General features: G+C 54.4%; 17 protein-coding genes and 3 pseudogenes. 12 read left to right on the forward strand and 8 right to left on the reverse strand.

From position 1 onward, the window contains the following. Positions 1-374 (forward strand): annotated as a pseudogene (locus G7064_RS05410) (hypothetical protein). Between the two features lie 81 nt (positions 375-455). On the opposite strand, the pseudogene thiL reads toward G7064_RS05410, so the two are convergent. After that, positions 456-1483 (reverse strand): annotated as a pseudogene (gene thiL, locus G7064_RS05415) (thiamine-phosphate kinase). A 163-nt stretch (positions 1484-1646) separates the two neighbouring features. Here thiL and G7064_RS05420 point away from each other — a divergent pair. From G7064_RS05420 to G7064_RS05445, 6 genes and pseudogenes are all read left to right on the forward strand, one after another. After that, entirely contained in the window at positions 1647-2237 is a 591-nt protein-coding gene (locus tag G7064_RS05420) for a TetR/AcrR family transcriptional regulator (protein WP_166072786.1), read from the forward strand. A 32-nt stretch (positions 2238-2269) separates the two neighbouring features. Next, entirely contained in the window at positions 2270-3259 is a 990-nt protein-coding gene (paaA, locus tag G7064_RS05425; protein WP_166072788.1) for a 1,2-phenylacetyl-CoA epoxidase subunit PaaA, read from the forward strand. 145 nt (positions 3260-3404) lie between these two features. Then, a complete protein-coding gene (locus tag G7064_RS05430; protein ID WP_166072789.1) occupies positions 3405-4085 on the forward strand; it encodes a phenylacetic acid degradation b in 681 nt (226 codons plus the stop codon). After that, positions 4082-4836: pseudogene (gene paaC, locus G7064_RS05435) on the forward strand (1,2-phenylacetyl-CoA epoxidase subunit PaaC). The gene G7064_RS05430 and the pseudogene paaC overlap by 4 nt, the downstream one beginning before the upstream one ends. A gap of 65 nt (positions 4837-4901) precedes the next feature. Further along, positions 4902-5381: a 1,2-phenylacetyl-CoA epoxidase subunit PaaD gene (paaD, locus tag G7064_RS05440; RefSeq protein ID WP_166072790.1), complete on the forward strand. Its 480-nt coding sequence runs from the start codon at positions 4902-4904 to the stop codon at positions 5379-5381. A 45-nt stretch (positions 5382-5426) separates the two neighbouring features. After that, the gene (locus tag G7064_RS05445; protein ID WP_166072792.1) at positions 5427-6026 is read left to right on the forward strand and encodes a hypothetical protein; all 600 of its coding nucleotides are present in this window, start codon (positions 5427-5429) and stop codon (positions 6024-6026) included. Positions 6027-6108: 82 nt separating this feature from the next. On the opposite strand, the gene G7064_RS05450 is transcribed toward G7064_RS05445, so the two are convergent. Beyond that, on the reverse strand, positions 6109-7854 hold the full coding sequence (locus tag G7064_RS05450) for a M3 family oligoendopeptidase (RefSeq protein WP_166072793.1): 1746 nt from the start codon (positions 7852-7854) through the stop codon (positions 6109-6111). A gap of 120 nt (positions 7855-7974) precedes the next feature. Next, on the reverse strand, positions 7975-9081 hold the full coding sequence (locus G7064_RS05455) for a ferredoxin--NADP reductase (RefSeq protein ID WP_166072794.1): 1107 nt from the start codon (positions 9079-9081) through the stop codon (positions 7975-7977). A 171-nt stretch (positions 9082-9252) separates the two neighbouring features. Here G7064_RS05455 and G7064_RS05460 point away from each other — a divergent pair, with 171 nt between their 5' ends. Continuing rightward, positions 9253-9948 carry a peptidoglycan DD-metalloendopeptidase family protein gene (locus G7064_RS05460; RefSeq protein WP_166072795.1) on the forward strand — a complete coding sequence of 232 codons (696 nt, stop codon included), beginning with the start codon at positions 9253-9255 and terminating at the stop codon, positions 9946-9948. Between the two features lie 90 nt (positions 9949-10038). On the opposite strand, the gene G7064_RS05465 is transcribed toward G7064_RS05460, so the two are convergent. After that, a complete protein-coding gene (locus G7064_RS05465) occupies positions 10039-11253 on the reverse strand; it encodes an ABC transporter permease (RefSeq protein WP_133272226.1) in 1215 nt (404 codons plus the stop codon). 49 nt (positions 11254-11302) lie between these two features. Between G7064_RS05465 and G7064_RS05470 the strand changes: the two genes are divergently transcribed. The 3 genes from G7064_RS05470 (at position 11303) to G7064_RS05480 (ending at position 14208) form a co-directional block, all read left to right on the forward strand. Beyond that, the gene (locus G7064_RS05470) at positions 11303-12556 is read left to right on the forward strand and encodes an exo-beta-N-acetylmuramidase NamZ domain-containing protein (protein WP_166072796.1); all 1254 of its coding nucleotides are present in this window, start codon (positions 11303-11305) and stop codon (positions 12554-12556) included. A 94-nt stretch (positions 12557-12650) separates the two neighbouring features. Beyond that, positions 12651-13607 carry a methionyl-tRNA formyltransferase gene (fmt, locus tag G7064_RS05475; protein WP_166072797.1) on the forward strand — a complete coding sequence of 319 codons (957 nt, stop codon included), beginning with the start codon at positions 12651-12653 and terminating at the stop codon, positions 13605-13607. A 115-nt stretch (positions 13608-13722) separates the two neighbouring features. Next, the gene (locus tag G7064_RS05480; protein ID WP_166072798.1) at positions 13723-14208 is read left to right on the forward strand and encodes a dihydrofolate reductase; all 486 of its coding nucleotides are present in this window, start codon (positions 13723-13725) and stop codon (positions 14206-14208) included. A gap of 72 nt (positions 14209-14280) precedes the next feature. On the opposite strand, the gene G7064_RS05485 is transcribed toward G7064_RS05480, so the two are convergent. From G7064_RS05485 to G7064_RS05500, 4 genes are all read right to left on the reverse strand, one after another. Next, on the reverse strand, positions 14281-16464 hold the full coding sequence (locus G7064_RS05485; protein WP_166072799.1) for an interleukin-like EMT inducer domain-containing protein: 2184 nt from the start codon (positions 16462-16464) through the stop codon (positions 14281-14283). Further along, positions 16422-18425: a C25 family cysteine peptidase gene (locus G7064_RS05490; RefSeq protein ID WP_166072800.1), complete on the reverse strand. Its 2004-nt coding sequence runs from the start codon at positions 18423-18425 to the stop codon at positions 16422-16424. Before G7064_RS05490 ends, G7064_RS05485 begins: the two co-directional genes overlap by 43 nt. After that, positions 18377-19267, reverse strand: a complete 891-nt coding sequence (locus tag G7064_RS05495; protein ID WP_166072801.1) for a hypothetical protein — start codon at positions 19265-19267, stop codon at positions 18377-18379. The genes G7064_RS05490 and G7064_RS05495 overlap by 49 nt, the downstream gene beginning before the upstream one ends. A gap of 180 nt (positions 19268-19447) precedes the next feature. Further along, a complete protein-coding gene (locus G7064_RS05500; RefSeq protein WP_166072802.1) occupies positions 19448-20551 on the reverse strand; it encodes a PorV/PorQ family protein in 1104 nt (367 codons plus the stop codon). Positions 20552-21034: 483 nt separating this feature from the next. Here G7064_RS05500 and G7064_RS05505 point away from each other — a divergent pair, with 483 nt between their 5' ends. Further along, positions 21035-21394 carry a PadR family transcriptional regulator gene (locus tag G7064_RS05505; RefSeq protein WP_133274623.1) on the forward strand — a complete coding sequence of 120 codons (360 nt, stop codon included), beginning with the start codon at positions 21035-21037 and terminating at the stop codon, positions 21392-21394. Positions 21395-21433: the final 39 nt, after the last annotated feature.

Here is a 21433-nt window from a genome sequence, read left to right on the forward strand (position 1 = left end):
ATGGACTACTCTAACGACCCCGAACTGAACGGTAAATATCTTGGCACCATCACCAAGGACTTCGCTACGGTATCGGATACGCTGAAAGAAGCTTCTTACCAAATTCGGAAGCGGGAGATTTCGAAGTATCCCATCTTCGTGTTTGCCCGGCAGGAGGTGCCGCTGGGGGCCTTTTGGTGAATGCCGATGAGCTAAACCTGGAGTGGCACGTGTTTGCCTCCTATCTGGATGTATTTGTGCAGCAGCGCGTTATCAGCCCGGAAGGCATTGAAGCTTTTGAGCAGACGTATAAAGATCCGGAAGAGTACTGCTGCTTATTCGTGCTGGATGAGGAGTTTACGAATTTCGTGTACGTGCCTTATCCTGAGGATTAGGTTTAAGATGAGTTTCACCAAGAAAAAGCCCCCCAGACTAGTCTGGGGGCTTTTTCTTGGTAATCTACAAGGCACTACGATCTAGAAATGCTGAAACCCTTGCGCGGTGATGGGGACGGGCTGGCCGGCTTTGGTGATAAGGTTTACACCGTCGCTTTTCTCGGTGATGTGGCCGAGGATGGTGATGTCGGGATGGTTTTTGATTTTAGCGTGGTCGGCTAGGGGCAGCGTGAAGAGTAGTTCGTAATCTTCGCCACCGTTGAGCATGCACATGATGGGGTCGAGGTTGAACTCGTTGGCGACTTCCAGCATAGGGTTGGCGGCGGGCAGATTCTCAGAGAAAATGCGGGCTCCCGTACCCGAGGCCGTGCAGATGTGCAGGATTTCGGAGGCCAGACCGTCGGAAATATCGATCATGCTGGTGGGTGTGAGGCCCAGGTCGCGCAGCTCGTGGATGATGTCCAGGCGGGCTTCGGGACGAAGCTGACGCTGGAGCACGTAGGTGTAGTTAGCTAGCTCGGGCTGCATTTCGGGGTCGGCGAGGAAGGCGGCTTTTTCGCGTTCGAGCACTTGCAGGCCCAAAAAAGCCCCCCGAGGTCGCCGGTCACGCAGATGAGGTCGTTGGGCTGGGCCCCGCTGCGGCGCACGGCGCGGCCGGTTTCTACCTGGCCCATGGCCGTGATGCTGATGGTGAGGCCGCCGCGGCTGGCAGTGGTGTCGCCGCCTACTAGGTCCACGTTGTAGGCTTCGCAGGCCAGGCGCATTCCTTCGTATAGCTCCTCAATGGCCTCCACGGAATAGCGGCTGCCGATGGCGAGGCCCACCACGATTTGCGTGGGCAGGGCATTCATAGCGGCAATATCCGACACATTGACGGCCACGGCTTTGTAGCCCACGTGCTTCAGGGGGCAAAATGTAAGGTCGAAGTGCACGCCTTCCACAAGCAGGTCGGTGCTCACCACGATATCGTGTTGGGCAGCGGGCGTCAGGATGGCGGCGTCGTCGCCAATGCCGAGCGTGGTGCTGGGCTGGCGTAGGGTGATGGTTTCTTGGATGCGGCGGATAAGGCCGAACTCGCCGACTTTGTCGAGAGGTGTGATGTCGCTCATAGGTGCAAAGGTACGTGAGGTTTTGGGCTGGCGTTGGCGGCAATTTGCTCATAAGGTTTACCGCTGAGCAGTATTGGGTTTAGGCAGTGATTTGCAGCACTATACTAAACGCAACTTCCACTTGCTAACGAACGTTAGGAACCTTAGCTTTGTTGACTAGAATATGGAAGCCACTGCTCCTACCCTTTCGCGGAAAGCCCAGATCGACCAGACGGCTACGGCCCTGTTCCGGACGCGGGGTTTTGCGGCCACGAGCATGCGCGAGCTAGCGGAGGCGTTGGGCTTGGAGGCGGGCAGCTTGTACTCCCATATTAAGTCTAAGCAGGAGTTGCTACACCGCATTTGCTTCCGCTTGGCCGACGATTTTTTTGCCGGTTTCGCGGCTGCTACCCATGATGCGGCCGAGCCAGCCGCGTTACAGCTGCGGCGGGCCATCGAGAGTCACGTGCGCGTACTGACCCAGGATGTAGCTGCTTCCGCCGTGTTTTTGCACGAGTGGCGCCACCTGAGTGAACCAGCCCGCACCGATTTTTTGGCTTTGCGCGAGCGGTACGAAGCCGGTTTCCGCCTATTAATTCAGCGCGGTATTGAGCAAAACGACCTGCGCACGCCTGATGCCGCCTTTGCCACGCTCACCCTGTTGGCCAGCCTGAATTGGCTGCCGACTTGGTACAAGCCCGAGGGCAAATTGCCCCCCAGTGAAATTGCGCATCGCTTGGCCGACCAGTTGTTACTTGGTCTGGCTAACTCCTAATCTCAGCATTCCACCTTCATAATCCCACCCTTATGTACGGCTCCGCAAGCACCCACGATATTCCGGCCAGCGCCGCTACCGGCCTCGAAAACGAAGATCCAATTCTGTTGGCTGAGTTTGAGGCACGCATTGCCCGCGGCGAAAAAATCGAGCCCCGCGACTGGATGCCGGCTTTGTACCGCAAGCAGCTCATTCGCATGATTGAGCAGCACGCCCACTCCGAAATCATCGGCTCCTTGCCCGAGGGCACCTGGATTACGCGGGCTCCTGGCTTCCGTCGCAAAATGGCCCAAATGGCCAAAGTGCAGGATGAAGTAGGCCACGCTCAGCTGCTGTATTCAGCGGCTGAAACGCTAGGCAAAACCCGCGAGCAGATGCTTTCTGACCTGATTAACGGTAAGAGTAAGTACTCCAACGTCTTCAACTATCCTGCCTTCACTTGGGCTGATTCCAACGTTATTTCCTGGCTGATTGACGCCGGCGCCATCGTCAACCAGATGGCCAACGCCAAAGGCAGCTACGGTCCATATTGCCGCGCCCTGGAGCGGATTTGTGCCGAGGAAAGCTTTCACTTGAAGTACGGCCACGATGCCGTGGTACATTTGGCTACCGGTACGCCCATTCAGCGCCGCATGATTCAGGAGGCGCTGAACCGTTGGTGGCCGCCGATTATGACCTTCTTCGGTCCTTCAGATAAGATGAGCGTGCACACTGAGATTCTGATGCGTTGGAAGGTAAAGATGGCCTCCAACGACCATTGCCGCCAGCAATTCCTCGATATGTACGTGCCCAAAATCTGGGAACTTGGTCTGACGGTGCCCGATGCCAAGCTGCGTAAAAACGAAGATGGCGTGTGGGAATTCACCGAGCCTGATTGGGAAGATTTCAAGCGTGTTATCAACGGCGACGGGCCTTGCAATGCTGAGCGACTAGCCGTACGCCGCGCTGCGGAAGAGAACGGTGCTTGGGTACGCCGCGCTTTGCTTTCGCCTAAGGCGAAGTACGTGAAGCCCCTAGCATAGTCAGATTGAAATAAAGTAGAACGTCATGCAGAGCGGCAGCGAAGCATCTCGCTCGCTTCGTTGAAGCTACCATTGCAACGACCGCGAGCGAGATGCCTCGCTGCCGCTCTGCATGACGTTTATTAGCTTGACACACGATTCTCCCATGTCCCTTTCCTCCCTCGACCCGCGCATTTCCCGCCTAGGGCTGCCCGATTCGCCCCTGCCTCCACCGGATAAGCCCGAGCTAGACCAGTTCGAGACCTACGAAGTGTTTCACCAGAAAAAGGAAGGTACAGCTTACGCTTACGTGGGGCCAGTGCACGCACCTTCTTTAGAAGTGGCTTTTCTGTTTGGCAAAGAGCAGTATAGCCGTCGTTTTGCCTGTACTGGTCTGTGGGTGACGCCGACCAGCGCCGTGCAGGTGACAGCGTACGGCGACGATGCCGGTTCTGTGTACGACACGCTGCCTGGGGGGCAAAATGAGCCCACGGAAGCACCACTTTCCGAATCGGCGGAGGAACAGGCAGCTTACGCGGCGGGTGAGGAAGACTACGATATTTTTCACCTGAAGAAGCGCGGCAAAGCCCACGTGCACGTGGGTAAAGTGCGGGCTAGCTCGCATGCAATGGCCTTACAGCAAGCCAAAGCAGTTTTTGGCGAGCAAAAGCCAGTAGTAAATGTGTGGGTGATTCGCTCGGCCGATATTCTGCGCTCCGACGAAGACGACCGCGACATCTGGTCGACGACCCCGGAAAAGAAATACCGCGACGCCCTGGCTTACAAAGTACAGGACAAGATTGAGCGCTTCAAAGCTGAAAACCCCGAAAACGCCCCCCAAGCATGAACACCGACGCGTTAAAAGACCTGCTCTACCGCCTGGCCGACGACCAGCTAATCCTAGGTCATCGCAACTCCGAGTGGAACGGCTTGGGGCCAATTCTGGAAGAAGACATTGCCTTTTCTTCCATGGCTCAAGATAAACTGGGCCACAGTCTGCAGCTCTATACCCTCCTGCACCAGCTCGGCGAAGCGGAGCCCGACACGGTAGCTTTCACCAGAAATGCCCCCAGTTCCATTGCGCGCAACTAGTGGAACTGCCCATCGGGGAATACGACTTCAGCCTGATTCGTCATTTCCTGTACGATCACGCCGAAATCCTGCGCTTCGAGGCGCTGAGCCACAGCAGCTACGAGCCGTTGGCTCAGGTGGCGCGCAAGTTCAAAGGCGAGTTGAAGTACCACACCCTGCACGCCAATACCTGGATAAAGCAGCTTGGTAGCTCGACGGAAGAAGCTATTGAGCGACTGCAGAACTCACTGAATTACACCTTGCCCTACGCGCTGGGGTTGTTTGAGAAGACTGCGGCCGAGGATGAGATTATCTCCGAAGGCATCTTCGTGGGCGAAGATGAAATCAAGGCCCACTGGCAGGAGAATATTACCAAAGTGCTGAGTCAAACTGCGTTGGATATTCCCGATTTGGCTACCCTTACACCCGTCTATGGTGGGCGAGTTGGTCAACACACAGAATATCTGCAGCCCTTACTGGATGAGATGGCCGAAGTGTTTCGGGTCGATCCGACGGCGGAATGGTAATGGGTTGTTGTTTGTTCAACCTTAGCACCCGTAACCTCTAAACCGAAGTTCATTACTCACTACTCATGGATAAGGCCACCATTCTTACCTGGCTCGAAGCGGTAAAAGACCCCGAGATTCCAGTGCTTTCCTTGGTGGATTTGGGAGTAATCCGCGACGTAGTGATAGACGAGAGAGGACGCGTAACAGTGAAGATGACGCCGACGTTTTCGGGCTGCCCGGCCATGGACTATATGCAGCGCGACGTAGTACAAACACTACAAGCGCACGGCATAGCCGAAGTGACCACCGAAATGAGCTTTGAGGAACCTTGGGATACAAATATGGTTTCGGAGAAAGGTCGGGAGGCACTGAAGAACTTTGGCCTTGCGCCTCCGCCCACGTACCAAGGAATTCTGGACCTTGATATTCTGGAGTACGCCCAGTGTCCGCACTGCAACAGTCATAATACGGAGCTGCGGACGCCTTTTGGAGCCACTTTGTGCCGTTCTATGCACTATTGCAACGACTGTCGACAACTATTTGAACAATTTAAACCTGTTTAACCCTTACCATGTATTTCTTCGCCGAACTTCGGCGTTATTGCCCCTATGAAAAAGTTAATTCAGCTAGCATTCTTTCTATTTGTGGCCGCCTTTACGGCCTGCAAAACTGACCCAGCCAACAAAAATGCCGTTGTCGATCCTGTATCGCCGGCCGCTGCCAAGGCACAGCTCGATGTATTCCGCGACACGCTGGATGTACGCTGGAAGACAATGATAGCCAGTGACGACGCCAAAATAGAAGCCACTACACAAGTACTGAGCGAGTTGCGCAAGCAACCCGATACCAATGCAACTCAGGTGCAACAGCTAACACGCGCTAATGAGCGGCTTAAAGCGTTGCGCTACAACCAACAAAGCATGGCTGCTTCTGAACGCATTGATGCTTACGACAACGCTCAGGATTCGGTGCTACGGGCAGTTTACGCAGTAGCACTCCCTGCTAGTGGCCCTGTCAACGAAACTGTACAGACGCTTACCGAAAACATTAAGACAGCTGATAATGAAGTGGTTGGCTACCGCGTCCGCTACGATCAGGCGGCTAAACAGTTTAACAACTACTTAAAGCTGCACGAGTCTGAGATTTCTAAGATAGGTGGTGAGTACCGGCAGTTACAGCCTGTGCCTTTGTTCGAGTTGCAGCAATAGACATAAATTCACTACTACCCAAAAAAGCCCCCAGATAGTTCTGGGGGCTTTTTTGGGTAGTAGTGAGTTATGCCTCTATTCCTTACAACCGAGCCATTTCCTCACGCACAAAGTCAGCCAGGGAGCGCAGATACTCAGTGCTAAAATCGAAGCGGATGCCAGCAGCAGCATAAATTTCGCCGATGGGCGCCGTGTAGCCCAACGCCAAAGCGCGCTTATAGGCCTCTAGGCCCTGCTGCGGATTCTGACGGTAATTACGCCACACGGCAATAGCACCAAGCTGAGCCATGGCGTACTCAATATAGTAGAACGGCACCTCATACAGATGCAACTGCTTCTGCCACAGATATGGCTTGTATTGCTCAAGGCCTTTCCAGCTCACCGTGCGTTGGTTAAACTCGTCGAATACCTGCACCCAGCGCTCATGGCGCTGCTCCGTGGTATGCTCCGGGTTTTCGTAAATCCAGTGCTGAAACTTATCGATGGTAGCTACCCAAGGGAAGGTTTCAAGTACGCTCTCCAGATGCGTTTTCTTAGCCCGACGCAGTTCATCAGCATCCGGGAAAAACTCATCCCAATGGTCCATGCTCATTAGCTCCATGCTCATGGAGGCCAACTCGGCTACTTCACTCGGTGGGTGCTTGTCGGCCGATAGCGGCAACGTACGGGTCAGGAAAGAGTGCACGGCGTGGCCGCCTTCGTGCAGCATCGTAACCACATCGCGCAGGGAGGAGGTAGCGTTCATGAAGATGAACGGCACCCCGGTTTCATCCAGCGGATAGTTGTAGCCACCAGGTGCTTTACCCTTTCGCGACTCCAAATCAAGATGGCCCATCTGACGCATCGTACGCAGACAATCACCGAGATAAGGGTCAAGGTGTTGGAAAACGGTGATGGTTTTTTCGAGCAGCTCCGCGCCCGTCTCGAATGGGCGCAACGGCGCTTTACCGCTCACATCCACATCCAAGTCCCACGGGCGCAGCTCTGGCAGATTCAGATCCTGGCGGCGCTCTAAGTCGAGGTCGTCGATGAGCGGCACTACCGTTTCGCGAATGGCGCGGTGGAAGTTGAAGCAATCCTGGGGCGTGTAGTCGAAGCGGCCCAGCGCGGCAAACATGTAATCGCGGAAGTTCTTAAAACCCGCGTTCAGAGCCATCTGGTGACGCAAACGCACCAACTGCGTAAATAACGTATCGAGAGAGTCTTTGTCTTGTAAGCGTCGCTCCTGCACAGCTATGTAAGCTTGCTCACGTACTGCCCGATCAGGGTTTTTCAGGAAATCAGCTGCCCGCGGCAGCGTCATTTCCTCCCCGTTTATCGTGACCGTCATCGCGCCTACTGTAGCCGCATATTGCTGCTGCTTCGTGCTGATATCGGTTTTGAGCGGAATATTCTCGGCCCGATAAATCTCCAAAGCTTGCCGAACCGAACGGATAAACACACGATACCGCTGCGGATCCAGCTCGCCCACGTACTCCGATTGGATGAGCTTTTCGTTCAGGGCGTGGTCGTAGGGCGCTACGTTAGGCTCAATTTCACTCACGAAGTATTGGAAGGCTTCGGCGCGTTCCTCATCCTGCGTATCGCAGGTCATGCGGATGTAGCGCCACGCCAGGTTTTCACTCAACGCGCTTTCCAGTTCACTCCGGTCGAGCAGCCACTCTTCCAGCTCCTGGGGGGCATTTATTTCCCGGTCGCGCAGCTCAATAAAATATGATTCAAGGGCAGACCAATCTGTTACGACAAAATCTTCGGGCAAGTAGCGGCGCGCTGGGCGCTGGGTATCTGTGGCCGAGGCGAGTTGAATTTCGGGGGCGGCGTGTAGCATAGGGAGTACAAGATAAGCCAGCGATTTAATGTTGTCGATAGTTGAGGCAAATTCCTATCAACTTAGTACAAATCAGCCTCAACATGAGGCATTTACGCGAAATTCCGTTCCGCCAGGTCTTTATGCTATCTCAATAACGACGTCGGCTGTGAGCGGATGACCAACGCAAGTAAGTACGTAGCCTTGTTTCATTTCGGAGTCGGATAAGCCTTCACGCTCATCCAAGTGCACTTTGCCCGAAAGGCACTTGCCGCGGCAAGCCGTGCACAAGCCTGCTTGGCAGGAATATGGCAAGTCGATATCCTGATCGAGAGCCGCTTCCAGAATCGTTTGGTTGGGCTCAACTACCAGTTTATACTCACTGCCTTCATAATTAATAGTTACCGTGCGGGTCACGATTTTGCCATCGTCGTCGGCCGTTGATACGTCGCCGTGACCGTTTGGCTGGGCAGCAGCGGCTTCGGTGCTGTCGGCTGCGGCTACAAAGCTTTCACGATGAATATTAGCAGCAGGAACACCTAGTAACTCCAGCGCAGAGCGAGCTTCCTGCATCAAGCCATCGGGGCCACACAAGTAGTATTCGGCTTGCTCGGCTGGGAACTGGTGGCGCTGCTCCAGAATGCGCAGCAGCATAGTGCGGTTCAGGCGGCCTTTGTGCTGCGTAGCGGCAGGGTTAGAAGGTTGGCTATATACGTGCTCGACTTGCAAACGCCCCCCCGACTCCTGCTCCAGCGTGGCCAGCTGCTGCCGAAAAATCACAGATTCTTCGTTGCGGTTGCCATACACGAGCAAGATATGGCTTTGTGGCTCCTCGCGTAGCACGGCTTTCAATATGCTCATCAGGGGCGTAATGCCGCTGCCGGCACCCACCAGCACCAACGAGCGGGCCGATTTTGGGCTGGGCTTCACCGTAAAGTTGCCGAGCGGCGCCATTGCCTCGATTTGCTGACCTACGCGCACTGTATCAAGCAGATAGTTGCTTACCAAACCGCCCGGCACCCGCTTTACCGTGACGGACAGGCGCGGGGCTTCGTGCGGCGTGCTGCTCAGGGAGTAGGCGCGGCGCTCTTTTTTGCCCCCCGGACCGCAGGGCAGAATCAGGGTTAGAAACTGGCCGGGCTGACAGGCAATGGGCTGACGGGTGGGTTGTTCAAGATGGATAGTAACGGCGTCGGGCGTTTCGTGGGTGAGCTCGACAACGTGGAGGGTGAGGTAAGGACTGCTCATTCTGGATGGAGGACTGGGGCTTAGGAACTTGGAAACCTAGGTACAAAAGTACGGGATTAATGCTGCTCAGACCTTAGCTTGCGCTCGACTTTACGTGGTAAGGTCAGCGCGGTTATGAGCTTTCATTATTTACGAATGCCTCATAAACGGTCATCTGCTCCCGAAATTTATATGACTGAACTTTCTCAACTCTTACAACGGCATCAGGCGCAATTCGGGCCGGTGCTGCCCATTGACCTGAACAGCCCGGAAGTATGTCGGCTCGACTTTACTGACCGTAATCCGCGAGTCTTGGAGGCTGATTTGCGCGATACCGCTGCTTTTGAGGAGTTGGTAACTGAACTGCTGGAAGCTCAGGAAGCATTAATTGGGGTTGGTGGCTATTTGGAGAATCGTATTATCTACCGCCGCAGCCCTGGTTTGTTTGGCGACCCAGCCGTGCCAGCGCGCTCTTTGCACCTCGGTGTCGATGTTTGGGTGCGGGCCGGCACGCCCGTTTGGTCGCCCTTGCCAGCTACCGTACACAGCCTCGCCGACAATGATAATTTCGGCGATTATGGCCCTACCGTTATTCTGGAGCACAAGCTGGAAGGCACCACATTTTATACCCTCTATGGGCACTTAGGCCGCCGTGAAGTGGCGTTGCTGCGGCCGGGAATGCTGGTGGAGCCGGGCGTCACGTTTGCCGAAGTAGGCCCACACCCCGAGAATGGCGATTGGCCACCTCACCTTCACTTTCAGGTTATAGCTGATATGCAGGGCCTAGAGGGTGATTTCCCGGGCGTAGCGCTCCCAGCGGAGCGCGAGAAATGGGCCGCTTTGTGCCCCAATCCGAACCTGATTCTGCAAAGCCGGCACCTCGACTAGCGCAGAAAGCAGGACCGACACTTCGCTACATAAAAAAGCCCCCCAGTAATGCGCTGGGGGCTTTTTATAGGATACTCTTATCTAGCTAATTTAGTCGAACTTGATAGCGGCTACGGGCATAATGCGCGAAATCAGGTACGTTGGGATGAGTACGGCTAAGAGCGACGTGAGGAAAGTGGCCACATTCAGGACGATGATAATGGTAAGGTCCCAGTGAATCGGCACGCGGTCCATGTAGTAGTTCTCAGGGTCGAGGGGAATAAGGTGCGTGTAGTACTGTAAGGCGCAGAAACCCAGACCGATTAGGTTGCCGATAAGCATGCCGCGCAAGGTCAGGCTTAGGCCTCGAAAGAAAAACATGCTCCGGATCTGGTTATCGGTAGCGCCGATGGCTTTGAGCACACCAATCATATTGGTGCGCTCCAGAATCATGATAAATATAGTAGCCACCATATTGAAGGTAGCCACGAAGATGATGAGGATCAGGAAGATGACAACGTTCTTGTTTAGCAGCTTCAGCCAGTCGAAAAGCTGGGCGTACTGATCGGTAATCTTGTCCAGCTTCAGGTCGTAGGGTAGGGTTTCGTACAAGGTATCCGACACAGGGTCGAGGCGCTGAAAGTCGCGTAACGTCACTTCCAGTCCGCCCACCAACGTGTCGGGCCAAGCGTTCAGCTCCCGAATCTGCCGAATATCGCCAATGATGTACACCTCGTCAAACTCATCGAGGCCGGTCTGATAAATACCGCGCACCTGGAATTTGCGCACCCGGGGCGGATTTTGGATGAAATAAAACAGCGCCTCATCGCCAACTTTCAAACGCAACTTATCGGCCACTTTACGGGAAAGCAGCACGTCGTTGCTGGCGCTGGAATCGGGAAATGTCAGAAACTCACCAGCCACCAGATTTTGGCGCATGGGCGAGCGACTGGTTTTCTCATCGATACCTTTGAGCACGATGCCCAGCACCTCATCCTTGGTTTTGATAATTGCCGTCTTGCGGGCAAAGGGCTGGATAACATCTACCTGCGGCGAACGACGCAAGGTTTGAATCAGGCGCGGCCCGCTGATGGGCTCGGCGTTCAGGGAGTTATTGGTGTCGTACTTGCTGATTTGCAGGTGCGCGCCAAAGGAAAATATCTTGCTTTGAATCTCGTTGCGGAAGCCCTCCAGGATGGAAAATGACACAATCATCACAGCCAGCCCAAGGGCAATGCTGATAATGGCTATTTTTGTCACCGACGAAGTAAACGACCCGGAGTCGGCTCCGTCAATCTTACTGGAGATGTAGCGCGATATATTCACTGCCGTAAAGCTACTCTAACCCATCCAGTTTTCTAGCCCCATTTTGCGCATGTATTCGTCCTTCCTCCCTAGTCTGCTAAGTTTGAGTGTACTGATGGCCAACTGCTCCGCAGCCCAAACCACACCAATTTTGCCCCCCAGCACGACTACCAAAGCCAGTACAGCAGTCGCGCCGGTAACAGCGCAGTCGGCGCCGCAGCAAATTATGGAGGGTCCGCGCATGGGCGCTGAGCTGGGCAACCGCTACTTGCCCTTGCTTAAAGGCAAACGCGTGGGGCTAGTCGTCAATCAGACCTCGCTGGTGGGCCGCTCTCACTTAGTAGATACGCTCCTTCGGCAAGGCATTCAGGTCAAGACCATCTTTGCTCCCGAGCACGGCTTTCGGGGCGAAGAGGCTGATGGAGCTACGATTAAGGATGGGCGCGATGCTCGTAGCGGTCTGCCCGTGCGCTCCCTCTACGGCGCCACCCACAAGCCCACGCCCGAAATGCTGAAAGACCTAGATGTGTTGGTATTCGACATTCAGGACGTGGGTGCTCGGTTCTATACGTTCAGTAGCACCTTACATTATGTAATGGAGGCCGCCGCCGAGCAGGGCAAAACGGTAATTGTGCTGGATCGTCCCAACCCCAACGGCCATTACGTAGATGGACCGGTGCTGGAGCCGCAGTTTAAAACCTTCGTCGGCCTGAACCCTATTCCGGTGGTTCATGGGCTAACAATGGGCGAGCTGGCGCAAATGATAAATGGGGAAGGCTGGCTCGCGGGGGGCAAAAAATGCTCCCTGACGGTGATACCAGTGGAAGGCTACACCCATACCACCCGCTACAAGCTGCCCGTACGTCCCTCGCCCAACCTACCGAACGCACACTCAGTTGATCTGTATGCAACGATGTGTCTGTTTGAGGGCACGGATGTCAGCGTGGGCCGGGGCACAGCGATGCCGTTTGAAGTAATTGGTGCGCCTACTCAGCCAACTAGCCGCCCGTTCAGCTTCACGCCTACTCCTAACGCTGCCTCTACCGCGCCACCCCAAAAAGGCAAGCTTTGCTACGGCCTCGACCTACGCCAGACCAACGGCGACATCGGTTTCACGCTGAAATACCTGCTCGACTTCTACCAACAGAGTACCGATAAAGCAAACTTCTTTAATAAAGGATTTGAGCGCCTAGTTGGTACGGCAGCCCTACGCCAGCAAATTATCGCCGGTAAGTCGGAGGCTGAGATTCGTAAGACCTGGGAGCCGGCGTTGAGCCAGTACAAGGCTATGCGCAAGAAGTACCTGTTGTATCCTGAGGCGTAACCTGCCGCTGTGCTAGCGAGGCGCGTAATCACATAAAAGCTATGCTAGTACGGCATACACAACCCTTTATCTCTGTTCACCGCAACTAAGTATTATGCTTCAACCCCTGCGCATTGTCTTCATGGGTACGCCCGAATTTGCCGTACCTACGCTGGAATCCTTGCTTTCCTGGCCTGGGTGCGTGGTGGTGGCAGTCATTACGGCTCCCGATAAGCCTGCCGGGCGCGGACGCCAGCTAGCCGAGTCGGCAGTGAAGCAGGCCGCGCAGGCGCATAATGTGCCCGTATTGCAGCCCACCAATCTGAAAGACCCGGAATTTCAGGCTGCGCTGAAGGACTTCGAGGCTGATTTGCAGGTGGTAGTGGCTTTTCGGATGTTGCCGCAGGCCGTGTGGAGCATGCCGCCCATGGGCTCCATTAATATACACGCCTCGTTGCTGCCGCAGTATCGGGGAGCAGCGCCGATCAACTGGGCGCTAATTCACGGTGAAACGCAAACGGGCGTCACATCCTTTTTCCTGCGCCATGAGATTGACACTGGCGACTTGATTTTTCAGGATGTCGTGCCGATTACAGATGAGGACGATTTTGGCTCCTTGTATGAAAAACTAAAAATAGCCGGTGCAGCGCTGGCACTGCGCACCGTGCAAGCCATTGCGGATGGTACCGCGCCTAGCTTGCCCCAAATAGAAAACAGGGAACTGCGCGCCGCTCCCAAGATTCAGAAGGAAACTGGCCGCCTCGATTTCAAGCAACATGCCCCCCAGCTGGTGAATTTGGTGCGCGGCCTCTCCCCCATCCCCACGGCCTTCGCCACGCTACCTGATGGCCGCACCCTCAAGGTATTTCGTGCTCAGGCCCTGGATGATGAAGACTCCACCGGCCCTACCACCACGTATCCGGGTACATGGTTTTCCGACGGTCGGACGTATCTGCGCGTACAAACGACCAATGGCCTACTAGATCTGCTGGACGTACAGCTAGAAGGTAAAAAGCGCATGTCGATCCAGGAGTTTCTGCGCGGTTTTAATCTGTCGGCATTGCAGAAATAGCCATCTGCTTCCGGCCCACAATAAGCTATTACGCAATGTCCGACTGCGCTTGCAGCAACTTGACATCGCGGAATAGAGTGAGAAGAAAACACTTCTCGTTAATCGAAAGAATTATATGATTGCTTTAGTAGTAGCAGTAGCTCAGAATGGCGTTATAGGTCGTGATAATCAGCTTATCTGGCACTTGCCGAAAGATTTGAAGCATTTCAAAGCCCTGACGCTGGGTCACCCAATTATTATGGGCCGGCGCACGTTTGAGGCCATCGGGAAGCCGCTGCCGGGGCGGCAGAATATTGTGGTGACCCGTCAGCCTGACTGGAAAGCCGACGGCACGGAAACAACTTACTCTGTACCCGAAGCAATAGAATTGGCCCAAACGCACGATGAAAATATCTTTGTCATTGGCGGCGGCGAGATCTACCGTCAGTCCCTGTCGGCGGCCGACACGATTTACCTGACCGAAGTGCACTACGACTTTGAGGGCGATGTTACTTTCCCCGACCTCAGTCACACGGAATGGCGCGAAGAAACTCGGGAACGTCATGGGCCTGATGAGAAGCACGCCTATCCGTTCAGTTTCGTGACCCTGCGTCGGCGTTAATTGCAAAAGTAAATAGCACAAAAAAAGTCCCCCAGAACTTCTCTGGGGGCTTTTTTTGTGCTTAAATAAAGGTTAACGCAATAGCACTAGCTTACCCCAATCTTTCTTGAAGGCCTGGTCGCCGGCAGTACGGCGGCGCTCAAACTGGCCAGGGTTATCCATTACCACGCGGTACAGGTAGGTACCGTTTGCCAATTGGTCACCAAACTCATCGGTGCCATCCCAGGCATAGTCGGTGATGTTGTTGCCGATGTGCAGAGGCCCGAGTTCAGCCATCATTATCTCGCGAACCACTTTGCCCGTCAGCGTCATCACCTGAATTTTCAGGTCGCGAGGCAGCTCGGCGCCCGTGAGCGTAAACACGAACTTGGCTTTGCTGGTAATAGGGTTCGGATACGGATAGAAATTCGTAATGGTCGACTCGTTAATCACCTCGAACCGAATGGAGTAGCGCTGCGTGCTAGCCGCTAGATTAGTGGCGTCGCGGCCCTGCACTTCCAGCTTGTAGATACCATTTAGCAAAGGCGTCTGCTTACCCGGCTGATATTCGACGCGCGCGATTCCTTTCTCTACGTCGGTCGTGAACAGTACATCGGAGCCTGTCATCGGCACCTTAATTGGAATAGATTCGCCGGGCTTCGTCAGGAACAAGTCAAAGTTGCTAGGGTCGCGGACGGCATTCAACTTGTCCTCATCATTGAGTTGCACCATGATAACGGGCATCGGCGACACGATATCGCCATCCAAGATATGCTGCCCATCGAAGGCCACATCGAGTACGGGCGGCGTATTGCGGTCTTCTATCGTGAAAGGCGGCAGTATCAGCTCGTTGTTAAAGTAGAACTGTTCCGGCAGCAAGCGTGGATTCACGTTTACCTGCCCCGTAATGTTCCCCAGCAACCCGCGCACATCGAGGCGGATATTGAACGTAGCCGTCGAGTCGGCTTTGAGCGGACGGAGCGACTGAATTTTAGCCGTGCGCACATTATTGCTGGCGTCGCGCACCGTGATTTCGGCAATAAGTGGCTGGCCAAACGCCACAGACGATACGTTTTGGAAGTAAACCGGAAAGGTTAATTCGCCGCGGCTCATGGCCTGCTGGGCCAACGTAGCGGCATCGTATACTTTCGCATCTTTCGCTTCTGCCAAGTCGCGGCGCACAATTCCTTCTGGCAAGCCCTCATAAGTTACCAGCCATTGCTTGAGCTGTGGAGCCGTCCGGTTGAGCGTGTCGCGCATCTGTAGCACCAGCTGCAAATAAGGGTAGTCCTGTGCCGATACGCCAGCCAAGGCCAATTGCCGGTTTTTCACGTCGGGATTTAGCTGTCGCTGATTGCCGTCTTTATCAATACCAATCAGCCGGAGCGTGTAGCCATCGGATGCCTCCGTGCGCACCGTATGGAAGAGTGTACCCCACTGCTTGGCCGGCCCAATCAGGGTAGAAGTTATCGTGCCGCGGGCAGCGCGGGTGCGCAGGAAGGCGTCTAGAGTTATGACTTGCTCAGCGCGAGCCACCGTGCTAGCCGCGTCGAATGTACGCTCCTGCGCCGGCCGGGCGCCGGGGCCCTTTTGCCCTAGGAATACGAATGGGTCGCCGTCTTGCAGCTGATCAATAAGCTGCGAACCAAGTGACTTCAGCGCCGTTTTCAACTCGGGCGAGAAGGAAGAAAAGTTCACCTTATTCATCGATACCAGCGCCACGTACTGACCAGGCTTTAGGTTATTCAGCAAGGCCAGAAGCTGCGCCTGACGGGCAGGCGTATTCAGGTTATCAGCTGTCCCTTCGCGGGCGAAGTGATAATACATATTGGGTTTAAGACCGCAGGAATCGTATGCGCCCGGCACGTTGCGCACCGCCTTCAACGTCAGTCCATCAAATACGGCCGCCAACATATTGGGCGTTGAGGGCGCACAGTTGATCACGTACGGACTGGTACCTTCCGGCGCAATGCCGTAGGAAGTCAGGAAAGTAGGGCCGGCGCCGGTGCTTCCGCCGCGGGTAGAAAGCTTCACGCCAATACTTTGGTCGCTGAAGTCCCACTTGCCCGATGGAGCCGCAACATCCACAGTAGTGCGTCCATCGCGGCGAAACTGTCCGTGGTGGCTCTGCGACCAACCGCCGGGGCTACCGTTAATGAAACGGAAAGAACTGACAGCCCACTCCTGATTTTCGCTGGGGCCGCTGGTTTGAAAACGCAACCGCCAATACCATACTACACTGTCGCGGCCGGCCGTGGGGGCAAAGTTGGCTTCCACTCCGGGGCCACAGCAGCCTGTACGGTGGTGCGGCGCACTAGTGGGCTATTGAACGTTGGCACCGTATCTAGCTCCATTTCATAGAAGCGCAGCTGGCCTTTGGGGTCGTTATTTTGCCCAATTAAGCGGACGGCCGGATTAGATACAATCGAAAACTCGGGAGGACTGAGGGCCGTAACGCCGCCTTGCAAAAAGTTAAACTTAATCGTTGCTTGGTTATTTGTCTCGCTTAGCTCGGCAATTTTATTGCCTTCGTCCAGCACAACTGTGAACTCGTTTTCGCCGAATACATTGCCTGTATTTGTCAACTCAAAAACGTAAGTCGTGTCGCGGCGGGGCTGCGGAACCTCGAAACGCAGAACCTCAGCGGGCCGCGTAGCCGTTGCCGGATAGCGGCGCGTTACGGAAATACCCAGGCTTGTGCTGCCGGAGCAGAGGCTACCAGCATTGCTCACGCCTACCCGCAATTGAAAGCGGGGCGATGAAGCCTGAACTGTAGTTTCGGGCGCCTGGGGGGCAATTTGCAAGCGTGGATCGGCGGTAGCGAAATCTGGCTTGTCGGGCGCGTAAAGCTTTAGCGCGGGGTCACCTTGCCAGATGGTATTCAAGATCAGCGAAATACCATTCGGATTCGTGCCAAATACTGTTTGTAGACGGCGCGATACTTCTGTTTGGATCACCGCTATGGGCTTGCCATACCACTGAGGGTCATTGAAAAGTAATTGATACAGACGGTCACAGTAAGCGTCCAGCTGACCGTCGTAGCCAAAATCCGAGTCAGCGAGAAAGCCTACAGCCCCCTTATCAGCTGCAAGTGTCCAAGCTTCACCTATCGATGTAAATCCGCCAAAAGCGTTGCCCCCAGCGCAGCCATTCACAATAAATACGGGGTATTTACTGCGGTTATTATAGTTATTACTCGGGTCATTGATATCGCCCAAGTTCAGGTCGAACACTTCGGGTGCACCGTGGCCAAAGTACGTAATCAAGCTTAAGCCAGCATTTAGCTCCGGTGCAATATTGATGGTAATTGGAAAGCGCTGGTAGTCGCCGGGTGTATCGCGCGTGTAAGTTTTTACCACTGTGCCTCCAAAGCAAGGCTTTTCAGCTCGCTCCTTGTACCCATTTACATAGCTCTGAAACTGAGCAAACTCACTTTCATTAGCACCACCGGCCAGATGTAAGAGATTCTTTCGCCAAGGCTCTGGTCCTAAAGCCTCATGCTCCTGAAGCTTTTTTAAATAGTTCGCTACCTCTTGCGAAGTACGAGCTGAGACGCGGCCAGTCGGGATGCGTGCTACGTATTGATTACGCTGCCAGTCGGCGGTAAAAAATATATCAGATGCGGCACGGGTACTAGCCGTAACCAAGTCTTGGGCTGGAAGCTGAAGCGGATTTTTACGATGATAAATTCCGCCCGTTCCCCAACCCGTGGATAGGCCTTTACCCAACAGCAACAGAAATTTCTCACGATTGCTCGTTAGCATCCATTGCGCAAATTGACGAATGGCTAGGGGAGATTTCTCGCCATAGTGAAACTGATCGTAGAGTTGCTGGCTGGTTACCACCAACGTATCATAGCGGCCACCAGCAGCCGATGCCCGATAGTTGGAGTAAGCACGCACGGGGTTGGGCACATTACCCGCAGGGCGCATTAAAGTCTCATGACTTACAATAAGGAAGCTATACGCGTTGGGAACCAAGGTCCGAAACCGAATCAAACGAGCCGGAAGTGGTACCTGTGGGCGTGCTACATCAGCGAACAGTAGTCGGCGCGTGCGGCCATTAGCCGCCGGAAACACGTAGGTTCGTTGAGCGCTTCCTTCCACACGCTGCACGTTGGCGGGGTCTGTGACGTCATAGCCGCGCAGGGTGGATGGGGCATTCTCTAAGGTGAACGTAGCAGGGCCGGTTAGCGTAGAATCGTTGGTGAAGGCTGTGCTACGCCGCTCACCAAGCACGCGGTTATCGCGGGGGCAATTATAGTAATGTAGCCCAGCCGGGATCTATCGCGAGGAAAGCGACTGTCATTTGCCCCTAATCCTTCGAAGCGCAGTTTTACCTTTCCTTCCGAACTGATATCTGAGCGAAGAAGCGGAAACTCAGCCTCGACACGATTAAAGCTATCATAATTGGCCACAGTGCCTAATAAACGCACTGCACCACCGCTTCCTACTACCGACACCTGCGTGATATGGTCGGTATCACTGGTGCCAGCTAAGCCAATTTTTACACGCGGCGCTGGCCCATTAGTGAGGATACTTTGTAGAGAATCAACTTCGTATTCTACCGGATTGGCAGCATTGCGCCCAAAGGCGCCTGAGAGAAACCCTTCACCAGCACCGGCCCACGGCATATAAGCGAGCACCCCCTCGGTTATATCAGAGTATTCGTTAGAAAATATACGCTGCCGTTGCTGTAAGTGGTAAGGCTGACCAGCTGAAGCCGCTGCGGTGGGCTCCGCCATGCGCCGGCCAGTAGCCGTGGGGGCCACCGTCAGGAAATAAGCGGCGGTATCCGTGAAAAGGCTATACAATGGCTGCGGTTGATCCCCGGCCTTTTTATACATGCCGCGGTCCAGGCGCCCATCGTTGCGCTGGCCATAGAACTCGATGAAAGTGCTGGGGTCGAGGCTGGTTTGGTTGCCACCCACATAGATAGCTACTTCCTGGCCCCGCCGCCAGAGTTGCAGGCGGCGCGGATCGGTGCCGTTGCTCAGGCCAGCGCGAGTTAGGTATTGGTTGTCGAGGCGGTGAATGCCATCCTGCGTTACCCTGATCTTATAATACTGCTGACCTGGCACTATCCACTCGTTGCCGTAAGGGCCCGACTGTGCGGCAGCTGGGAGACTACTGAACAGCAGTAGGAGCCCTAAAAAGCCCCCAGCAGGTAGCGTAACGTGTACTTTTGTTTCATGCTAATGGTATGGCTGAATAATCGGCTGGCCAGATGGTTAACCCATCGCCAGTACTCATTCACTTGCTTATTTAAATCCGTAGCCCAGCGAGACGATAATAGAGTTGGTTTGGGAGCGCTGCCCCAGTTTTTCCACCGCCAGCCGCGACAACGCTAAGTCCAAGCGCAGACCGCTGGTAGCTACACCTACGCCAAGGCTCGGCTGGGCTTTCCACTCCTCTTTGCCGTTAAAGGCCTGTATCTTCTGAAAGTTACTGACCCCGCCGCGCAGAAACACGATGTTGTTGTAACCGATTTCTAAGCCCGCGTGCGGATCGATGCTGATTAAGCCCGTAGAAATAGGTGTATTGCGCTGCCCGTCGGTGGTCATTTCCAGATCGGTGGCGACGAGGGCCGTGAACTGACCGGGCAACTTAATAGCGCGCGCTACACCCAACACGAGGCGCGGTAGCGTTACTTCCGAGCTGTTACTCGGAATTTCGTCGATGGTAGTAGCAGATCCTTTGAACTCATCTGCATCAATAGACCACACATTAAAGGTGGTAGTAATATCGCGGGCCATCAGGCCGAGGCGCCAGCCTTGGTGCTCGTATTGCAAGCCGGCATCGACGCCAAACCCGTAGGCATTAGCGAATTTGCCAACGTTGCGGTAGATAATCTTGGCGTTGACACCCAGCTTTAAGCCCTCGATAGCACCAATGCGCCGGGCATACGAGAGTAGCAATGCATAGTCGGCCACGGAGAAATAACGAATCCGGTCGTACTGGATGTAGCCGTACTCATTCACGAGGTCGCGGGTGTCGGCAATATCATCAACGCCCAAGCGGATTATGCTAGCCCCAATGGCGCTATTCTCATCGAGCGGCATAGCAAAGGCCGCATAGTCGTTTTTTACAATGCCCGAAAAAAGCTCGGAGTGCATGAGCACGCCATCGTACTTAGTTTTCAAATCGAGCAAACCGGCTGGGTTCCAGTAGCCAGCGGTAGCATCCTGCACGATGCTGACCTGGGTATTGCCCATACCAAGAGCCCGGCCGCCAACCCCGATATTCAGGAATTCATTGCTGTACTTAGGAGTGGCATCGTTCGACTGTGCCCACGCGGCGGGCGCCGCGCCCAAGCTCAGTCCCAAGCCAACCAGCAACGGGACTACTTTGGAGAAGTGCAGCATAGAATAAAGTAGGGAAAAACGAATAATTGCAGCAGTAGCGCAAGTTACTTATTTCTAGTGCGTCTGCTGGCCTAATCGGGCTAATAATGCCTGCTTGGTCCGCATAAATCGGGCCGGGCGGTAGCGGGGGGCTTTTTGGGAAGTGAGAAATGCGTGGGGGACAAAATTCAGTTTTACAGCTTCTGCTTATTATCATCTGATCCTACCTAAGCATTGTTATTTCTCTTCGACTCGTCTCCTGCTTTCCACTCATCAGTAAAAGCGCCTCATTTTTATTTCAGTGATCTAAAAGAAATTATTAGGAAGTAAAAAAGCCCCCCAGATGTGATCTGGGGGGCTTTTTTATTTGATGTTACATGTTTTCTCTCACTATAAAACGCGCCTCAATAGCATTCTGCAAAAATATTTTTGACAAGTACCTTGCGTTACATAGTACCTTCTGTTATCTTTGACTCATTCTTCACCGATATCTGCCTCAAGCCCATGAAAGTAGAGAACACCCAAGTGCAGATGCGGAAGGGCATCCTGGAATTCTGCATTCTGGAAATTATCGCCCGCGGCGAGGTCTACGCCTCCGATATGCTGGAAGAGCTAACTTCCGCTCGCATGATCGTAGTGGAAGGCACGCTGTATCCGCTCCTGACCCGACTAAAAAATGCGGGTTTACTTGATTATACTTGGAAGGAGTCCACGTCAGGGCCACCGCGCAAGTACTACACCCTTACCTCCGTTGGTCTGGAGTTTTTGCACCAGCTGCGCTTGACTTGGGAAGAAGTTGCCGACTCAATCCGCATCATTCGCCAAAAGCCGCATGTGAACGGCACTGCTCCGGCGCAGCAGTAGCGCCGCTTCCACCTTTCTTTCGACGTTTTCTTGCAGCAC

It is taken from the genome of Hymenobacter sp. HDW8, from assembly GCF_011305775.1.
GTDB lineage: Bacteria > Bacteroidota > Bacteroidia > Cytophagales > Hymenobacteraceae > Hymenobacter > Hymenobacter radiodurans.

Excerpts from the sequence above, each read along its gene's own strand:
- paaA (WP_166072788.1), top strand. The coding sequence starts at position 2,270 with ATGTACGGCTCCGCAAGCACCCACGATATTCCGGCCAGCGCCGCTACC.
- G7064_RS05470 (WP_166072796.1), top strand. The coding sequence starts at position 11,303 with ATGTATTCGTCCTTCCTCCCTAGTCTGCTAAGTTTGAGTGTACTGATG.
- G7064_RS05480 (WP_166072798.1), top strand. The coding sequence starts at position 13,723 with ATGATTGCTTTAGTAGTAGCAGTAGCTCAGAATGGCGTTATAGGTCGT.
- G7064_RS05420 (WP_166072786.1), top strand. The coding sequence starts at position 1,647 with ATGGAAGCCACTGCTCCTACCCTTTCGCGGAAAGCCCAGATCGACCAG.
- G7064_RS05445 (WP_166072792.1), top strand. The coding sequence starts at position 5,427 with ATGAAAAAGTTAATTCAGCTAGCATTCTTTCTATTTGTGGCCGCCTTT.
- G7064_RS05430 (WP_166072789.1), top strand. The coding sequence starts at position 3,405 with ATGTCCCTTTCCTCCCTCGACCCGCGCATTTCCCGCCTAGGGCTGCCC.
- paaD (WP_166072790.1), top strand. The coding sequence starts at position 4,902 with ATGGATAAGGCCACCATTCTTACCTGGCTCGAAGCGGTAAAAGACCCC.
- G7064_RS05505 (WP_133274623.1), top strand. The coding sequence starts at position 21,035 with ATGAAAGTAGAGAACACCCAAGTGCAGATGCGGAAGGGCATCCTGGAA.
- G7064_RS05450 (WP_166072793.1), bottom strand. The coding sequence starts at position 7,854 with ATGCTACACGCCGCCCCCGAAATTCAACTCGCCTCGGCCACAGATACC.
- G7064_RS05500 (WP_166072802.1), bottom strand. The coding sequence starts at position 20,551 with ATGCTGCACTTCTCCAAAGTAGTCCCGTTGCTGGTTGGCTTGGGACTG.
- G7064_RS05455 (WP_166072794.1), bottom strand. The coding sequence starts at position 9,081 with ATGAGCAGTCCTTACCTCACCCTCCACGTTGTCGAGCTCACCCACGAA.
- G7064_RS05460 (WP_166072795.1), top strand. The coding sequence starts at position 9,253 with ATGACTGAACTTTCTCAACTCTTACAACGGCATCAGGCGCAATTCGGG.
- fmt (WP_166072797.1), top strand. The coding sequence starts at position 12,651 with ATGCTTCAACCCCTGCGCATTGTCTTCATGGGTACGCCCGAATTTGCC.